Source organism: Effusibacillus lacus, assembly GCF_002335525.1.
Taxonomy (GTDB): domain Bacteria; phylum Bacillota; class Bacilli; order Tumebacillales; family Effusibacillaceae; genus Effusibacillus; species Effusibacillus lacus.
Window position 1 is genome coordinate 40,542 of the sequence record NZ_BDUF01000097.1, and the last position, 7,459, is coordinate 48,000.

7 protein-coding genes and 1 other annotated feature are annotated in these 7,459 nt (G+C 52.6%); all 7 genes read right to left on the minus strand.

What is annotated here, in order from left to right; genetic code table 11:
• Positions 1–52: 52 nt before the first annotated feature.
• Complete coding sequence (gene leuB / locus EFBL_RS16770; RefSeq protein ID WP_096183335.1) at positions 53–1,135, minus strand: 3-isopropylmalate dehydrogenase; 1,083 nt, start codon at positions 1,133–1,135, stop codon at positions 53–55.
• Positions 1,128–2,696 (minus strand): 2-isopropylmalate synthase, encoded by a 1,569-nt coding sequence (locus tag EFBL_RS16775; RefSeq protein ID WP_096183337.1) that lies wholly within the window; start codon positions 2,694–2,696, stop codon positions 1,128–1,130. Before EFBL_RS16775 ends, leuB begins: the two co-directional genes overlap by 8 nt.
• Positions 2,697–2,718: 22 nt before the next feature.
• A complete protein-coding gene (locus EFBL_RS16780) occupies positions 2,719–3,705 on the minus strand; it encodes a ketol-acid reductoisomerase (RefSeq protein ID WP_096183339.1) in 987 nt (328 codons plus the stop codon).
• A 39-nt stretch (positions 3,706–3,744) separates the two neighbouring features.
• The gene (gene ilvN, locus EFBL_RS16785; RefSeq protein WP_096183341.1) at positions 3,745–4,239 is read right to left on the minus strand and encodes an acetolactate synthase small subunit; all 495 of its coding nucleotides are present in this window, start codon (positions 4,237–4,239) and stop codon (positions 3,745–3,747) included.
• Positions 4,236–5,960, minus strand: a complete 1,725-nt coding sequence (gene ilvB / locus EFBL_RS16790; RefSeq protein WP_096183343.1) for an acetolactate synthase large subunit — start codon at positions 5,958–5,960, stop codon at positions 4,236–4,238. Before ilvB ends, ilvN begins: the two co-directional genes overlap by 4 nt.
• Positions 5,961–6,013: 53 nt before the next feature.
• Positions 6,014–6,913 (minus strand): branched-chain-amino-acid transaminase, encoded by a 900-nt coding sequence (gene ilvE, locus EFBL_RS16795; protein ID WP_096183345.1) that lies wholly within the window; start codon positions 6,911–6,913, stop codon positions 6,014–6,016.
• 102 nt (positions 6,914–7,015) lie between these two features.
• Positions 7,016–7,264, minus strand: a binding site (T-box leader).
• Between the two features lie 2 nt (positions 7,265–7,266).
• The coding region (locus EFBL_RS20985) for a hypothetical protein (RefSeq protein WP_216640736.1) at positions 7,267–7,459 on the minus strand (193 nt) is incomplete at its 5' end.

Genomic DNA, 7,459 nt, shown 5'->3' on the forward strand with positions numbered 1-7,459 from the left:
AATGACCCCATTTTGGTAGAGAAAAAGCGTTGCCCGTAGGCAACGCCCAAGATCAGGACGGAATTCTGCAGCCAATCGCCTGTACGATCAGGTCTCCCATCTCAGATGTTGATACTTTGGTGTCTTGGGGACCGGCCAGATCAGCAGTCCGAGCACCCTTTGCGAGAACCTCTTGAACCGACTGTTCAATTATGGCAGCTTCCTGTTCCCACCCGAAGGAATGGCGGAGCATCATTGCCGCTGACAGAATGATTCCCAAGGGATTGGCGATCCCCTTCCCTGCAATGTCCGGTGCTGAACCGTGAATCGGTTCATACAGACCGACTTGTGCCCCAAGGCTGGCAGAGGGCAGCATGCCGATCGATCCTGTCAGCATGGCCGCTTCATCCGACAAGATGTCTCCAAACATGTTCTCGGTAACCAATACGTCAAACTGGCGCGGATTGCGGATCAACTGCATGGCACAATTGTCCACCAGGATATGCTCACACTGTACATCCGGGTAATCTTTGGCAACCTGGTTCACCGTTTCCCGCCAGAGCCGGGATGATTCCAACACGTTGGCTTTATCGACCGAATGCAGAAGCTTTTTTCTGTTTCTGGCAATAACAAATGCCATTCGTACAATCCGTTCAATTTCTTCTGTTGTATAAACCAGAGTATCAGTTGCCTGTTCCCCGCTGACGTGCGGCTTCCTCGACTTGTCTCCAAAATAGATGCCGCCTGTCAACTCACGAACAATCAGCAGGTCCACTTCTGCCAGAACTTCCTCCTTCAAGGTGGAAGCGTGCAGCAGCGGTTCATATGCCTTCACGGGCCGCAGGTTTGCAAAGACCCCTAACTCTTTGCGCATTCTCAGCAAACCGGCCTCAGGACGCAGATTCCCCGGATTCTGATCCCACTTTGGACCGCCTACGGCAGCCAGCAGCACTGCGTCAGATTCTTTCAAACCTTGCAGGGTTTGAGGCGGCAGGGGGTCTCCAAACTCATCAATCGCTGTTCCCCCGATGGGCAGGGATTGAAAAGTAAACTCCCTGGAAAACTCTTTGCCGACAGCTTCCAGGACTTTAACCGCTTCCGCCATGATCTCGGGTCCGATCCCGTCCCCCGGAAGCAGCGCGATTTTTTTAGGCATGCAAGTTCACCTGCTCCTTCAAGCGCCGGTACTCACGACCAAAAGTATCCATCCGCTTCATAATGATTCGATTGATTGCGTCGATATAGGCTCGGGCACCTGCTTCGAGTGTGTCGGTAGAAACAGCCCTGCCGTTTGCAACAATCTCTCCTTGGCGAAGCTGTATCCGAACTTCTGCCAAAGCGTCATGCCCGCCGGTTACAGAATCGATTTGGTAATGGAGCAGTTCCACCTGCTCGCCGGTAATCCGGTCAATCGCATTGGAGATTGCGTCAAACGCTCCGTTTCCGACTGCCGCCTCCTGCAGCAATCCCTGTTCATCGTCCACCAACCCTATGGTTGCGGTCGGAATTCCCTGGGTTCCACATGACACCTGCATATATTCCAGACGGTAAGCGACCTTTGAGGAGTCAACTTCATACTCCAGAAGCAGAGAGAGGATATCTTCGTCTGTAACATATTTTTTCTTGTCACAAAGCTCCTTGAATTTCCTGAACACGACATTCAGCGCTTCTCCGTCCAGTTCGTAGCCAAGAGAAGTGATATGATCCTTGAAAGCGTGGCGTCCCGAATGTTTCCCCAACACCAGCTTGGTATCCGCCATGCCGACCGTTTCCGGCCGGATGATTTCGTAAGTGGACTTCTCCTTGAGCATGCCGTCCTGGTGAATGCCCGACTCGTGCGCAAACGCATTGGCGCCTACAATCGCCTTGTTGGGCTGTACCACCATACCGGTCAGCTTGGAAACCAAACGGCTGGTGCGGGCGATTTGTGACAGATCAAATCCAAATGTAGCCTGATAGATGTTTCTGCGGGTTTCAAGCGCCAAAGCTACTTCCTCCAGCGCCACATTGCCTGCCCGCTCCCCAATCCCGTTGATGGTGCCCTCAACCTGGTCAATGCCCGCCTCGATTGCCGCCAAAGTGTTGGCGGCTGCCAGGCCAAGGTCGTCATGACAATGGGCGGACAGTTTCAGATTCTCGATTCCTTTTGCGTTTTCACGAATATAGCGGAACAAATTGGCATACTCGGCAGGAGTCAAATAGCCTACCGTATCCGGAACGTTAAATACAGTGGCTCCCGCCTTGGCAGCAACTTCAGCCACCTTTACCAGGAAATCCGGTTCGGAACGCCCTGCGTCCTCCGCCGAAAACTCCACATCCGAAACAAACTTGCGCGCCAAACGGACGGCCGCATCCGTTTGTTCCAGCACCTGTTCCGGCGTCATCCTCAATTTGTACTGCATATGGATCGGCGACGTTGCCAGGAAGACGTGAATCCGGGGATGTTCCGCCCCCTTCAGCGCTTCCCATGCCTGTTCAATGTCGCTTTGGACGGAACGGGACAAAGAACAAATACTGACTCCGCGAACCTCGTTGGCAATCCGCTTGACCGCTTCAAAATCTCCCTTGGAGGAAGCCGCAAATCCAGCCTCAATGATGTCGACACCAAGTCGAGCAAGCTGCCGGGCAATCTCCAATTTTTCCTCTTGCGTCAAGCTTACACCCGGGGACTGCTCCCCATCTCGCAAAGTGGTGTCAAACACATCAATCTTGCGCATGTAACTCCCTCCCAAACGAATTTTATTTTTTGATCCAAGACATCATTTCGCGCAATCTGGCGCCCACTTGCTCAATCGGATGCTCCGCTTCCTGCTGCTTGATCGCATTGTAGGAAGGACGCCCCGCCTGGTTTTCAAGAATCCACTTCTTCGCAAATTCACCGCGCTGGATTTCTTCCAGAACTTTACGCATTTCTTTTTTCGTTTCCTCGGTGACTATTCTGGGTCCCGTCATGTAGTCGCCAAACTCCGCCGTGTCAGAGATGGAGTAGCGCATTCTTGACAAACCGCCCTCATACATGAGATCTACGATCAACTTTAACTCGTGCAAGCATTCGAAATAAGCGATTTCCGGACTGTAGCCCGCTTCCACGAGTGTTTCGAAACCGGCTTTCACCAAAGCGGTTGCACCCCCGCAAAGCACTGCCTGTTCTCCGAACAAATCGGTTTCCGTTTCTTCCCGGAAAGATGTTTCAAACACGCCGGCACGTGTGCAACCGATACCCTTTGCATAAGCAAGGGCGATTTCTTTTGCTTTCCCTGTGGCGTTCTGGTGAACGGCCACCAATCCGGGAACTCCCCCGCCTTGGGTATAAACCCGTCGAACCAGGTGTCCCGGGCTCTTGGGTGCCACCATTGCCACATCCACATCCGCCGGAGGGGCAATCTGTCCAAAGTGGATGTTAAATCCGTGAGAGAACAGCAACATTTGTCCGGCTCTCAGATTGGGGGCAATTTCTTCCCTGTACACTTGACCCTGCCGTTCATCCGGCATCAGGATCTGGATAATGTCAGCCACTTTCGCCGCATCGGCGACCGTCATCACTTCGAACCCATCTTGTTCCGCCTGTGTCCAGGACCTTCCCGGACGTCCCGCCACCACAACTTTGACGCCCGAGTCCCGAAGGTTCTGCGCTTGCGCATGGCCTTGCGAACCGTATCCAACGATTGCGACAGTTTTTCCTCCCAATAAACTCAAATCCGCATCATGGTCATAGTACATTTTCATCGCAGAATCCCTCTCCCATTTTGTATTTGTCTGAGTCAATCAAACTTTGATTTTTGCCAGCTGGCTTCGAACCAATGCTGTAGTGCCTGTTCTTGCTATTTCTTTGATTCCGTATGGGCGCAGCAATTCGATCAACGCATCGTTTTTCTCCCGGTTTCCGGTAGCCTGGATGATCATCGAATTCCGTCCCACATCGACGACAGAAGCACGGAACGGTTCCACAATGCCGGTGACTTCCGCCCGAACCGTGGGGTTGGCCGCAATCTTGATCAGCAGCAGTTCCCGTTCCACCATCGGTTCGTTTGTGATATCCTGCACTTTTATCACATCGATCAGCTTGTGCAGCTGCTTCATGACCTGCTCCAACGTGGCCTCGTCCCCGAGCATGGTAATGGTCATTCGTGACAAGCCCTGTTCTTCCGCCGGTCCAACGGTAAGGCTGTCAATGTTGAACCCGCGTCTGGAGAACAACCCCGCTACCCGAGTAAGAACACCCGGTTGGTCATTGACAAGTACGGACAGGGTATGCCTCATTTTTCCCACCCCTTAACGATCATTTCGTCGTTTCCTTTGCCGGGCGGAACCATCGGGAAAACTTTCTCCGTTTCTTCGACCAGGAAGTCCACAACAACCGGACCGGGATAAGCCAACGCTTCCGCAATTGCCTTCTCCGCTTCCTCCGGAGTTTCGGCTCGAAGTCCCTTTACATTGAACGCTTCCGCAACCCGTTTGAAATCGGGAGCCGAAATCTTCGATTCAGACAGGCGGTTCCCGTGGAACATTTCCTGCCACTGGCGAACCATACCGAGAAACCCGTTGTTGATGACAAACACTTTGACCGGAATATGGCGCTCCGCAATTGTCTGGAATTCCTGGATATTCATTTGCAGGGAAGCGTCCCCGGCAACGCAGACGACAGTCGCATCCGGTTTGGCAAGCTGTGCGCCGATCGCCGCCGGGAAACCGTACCCCATGGTGCCAAGTCCCCCCGAAGTAATGAAAGTACGCGGTTCTTTTGCCCGGTAAAAATGGGCGGCCCACATTTGGTGCTGGCCCACTTCCGTTGTAACAATCGCTTCACTGTTGGTCATACGGTCCAGCAAATCGATTACGTATTGGGGTTTTAATTCCTTCGAACTGTTCTCGTATGACAAAGGATATTCCCGGCACCAGACCTGGACGTCATATACCCATTCGTCACAGTTTGCGTGGGGAGCTTTTGCCAACAGGGCATCTAACGCCTTTTTCACGTCAGCCACAATCGGATAGTCAATCTTCACGTTCTTGCCGATTTCAGCCGGATCGATGTCAATATGAACCTTTTGCGAATGGGGCGAAAACCGTTCCAGCTTGCCCGTCACCCGGTCGTCAAACCGGACGCCGCACGCGATCAACAGGTCGCAGTGGTAAACTGCCATATTGGCCGCGTAAGTTCCATGCATGCCCAACATTCCGACAAATAACGGATCGGACGGCGGAAAAGCACCCAGCCCCATCAGTGTCGAAACCACAGGGATTCCGGTCTGCCGCGCAAAAGCCCGAATCTGCTCGGAAGCGTCCGCACTAATAATTCCTCCTCCGATGTAAAGCAGCGGGCGTTTTGCCTTTGCTATCGCCGCACATACCCGTTCGATTTGCAACGGACTCGGTTCGGTAGAGGGGTTGTAGCCTCGAATAGAAATTTTTTCCGGAAAAACAAACGGTGCAACCTGATTCGATACATCTTTTGGAATATCGACCAGCACCGGGCCCGGACGTCCCGTACCGGCAATATGGAAAGCCTCCGCGAGAATCCGCGGGAGATCGGCTGCATCGCGTACCTGGTAATTATGCTTGGTGATCGGCATTGTAATGCCGAACACATCCGCTTCCTGGAAAGCGTCCCGCCCAATCATGTAGCTCGGCACCTGCCCGGTAATGATCACAACCGGAGTCGAATCCATGTAAGCGTCGGTAATCCCCGTCACCAGATTGGTGGCTCCCGGCCCGGACGTGGCCATTACCACCCCGACCTTGCCCGTTGCCCGTGCAAATCCTTCCGCCCCGTGAATGGCCGCCTGTTCGTGGCGGACCAATACGTGGTCAATACCCGATTCATACAACGCATCATAGATCGGGAGGATCGCTCCGCCCGGATACCCGAAAATCGTATGGACCCCCAATCTTTTCAAGCATTCTACAACCATTTGCGCACCCGTCATTTGGATCGGCACTGTTTGTTGTTCAGGAGCTGTTGTCGCTGCCTGAGGAGTCATGGTTCTCTCCACCTCTCTCATTCTGAATTGATTCAATAAAACTTATTAAAGCCTTACACAGCTTTGGAAACCAGTTCCGGGATTTTCGTCCCCTCTTGCACCGTAATCTTTCGAAACTCCTTGATCAGCATCTCCGTCATGGGGCCGGGTTTGCCCTCTCCGATAACTCGGGAATCCACATCTATAACCGGAATCAATTCTGCGGCAGTACCTGTTAGGAACACTTCATCAGCCACATATACATCATGTCGGGTGAACACCTTCTCTTCACACGGAATTCCAAGACGGTTGCAGATATCAATGATGGCGTTTCGTGTAATGCCTTCCAGAGCTCCAAGGTATGTGGGCGGGGTCATGACTTTCCCGTCTTTCACAAGAAACACGTTGTCACCGGACCCTTCGCACACATAACCTTCATGGTTTAACATCAGTGCTTCCATGACGCCCGCCCGTTGAGCTTCCAGCTTCACGAGCACGTTGTTAAGATAGTTGAGCGACTTGATCTTCGGGTTCAGCGCATCCGGCACGTTGCGGCGGGTCGCAACCGTCACGATCGACAGCCCTTTCTCATAAAACTCCTGCGGAAACAGCTTCAGCTGCTCAGCAATGATAATCACACAGGGTTTTACGCAGCTGCGGGGATCCAGTCCCAGGTCACCCATTCCCCTTGAGACCACCAGACGGATATATGCGTTTGCATAACCATTCTTGCGCAGCGTTTCCACAACTGCGTCTTCCATTTCCTGTGGTGACAGCGGAATCTCCAACAGAATCGACTTGGCGGATTCGTACAGGCGCTTGATGTGTTCTTTCAACCGGAAGACATTGCCCGAGTAGCAGCGAATTCCTTCAAAGATTCCGTCCCCGTATAGGAACCCGTGATCAAACACGGATACAACGGCCTTGCTTTTCGGTACATACTCCCCATCAAGATAGACTAGCGGTTCTGTCATGCTTACCTCTCCTTTGTCTGAATTGTCTGTCTTAATTGCATAATAAAAATCTCTCGCCATAACACCCGAACGCATGGTAGGTTGATCATTTACCCGTTCGAGTGCTGGGGCGAGAGATCTCGCGGTACCACCCAGTTTCTCTGCATTCTCACGAATTACAGACTCTGTAAGTCGCATCTGACTTGTGTCCTGTATCGGGAACAACCCGTTGTTTCCTAGTCCGGGGCAGCCGTTTCAGAAACAAAGCTCCAAGGTGAGCTTCGAATCAAAGATGATGACCGCCCTCTCACCGAACAGGCGGATCTCTGGCATCAGGGCTTTGATTCTACTTATCCTTGTCATCGCTAAAATATTCAGTTTAAATCCTCCAACAACAAAGCCCCCAAGCAGGCATGCACAGTAGAGGAGTACTGTTCACCCCGGCGGGTTGTCTCCTGCCATGGATGAGACCAGTAGATCAACTGACTGCCAAGACCTGCCGAAGGGCTTTTATCCCTTACGGTGTACACCAAAGATAGACGGATTGGTGTCGGCATCGCTCGGTCC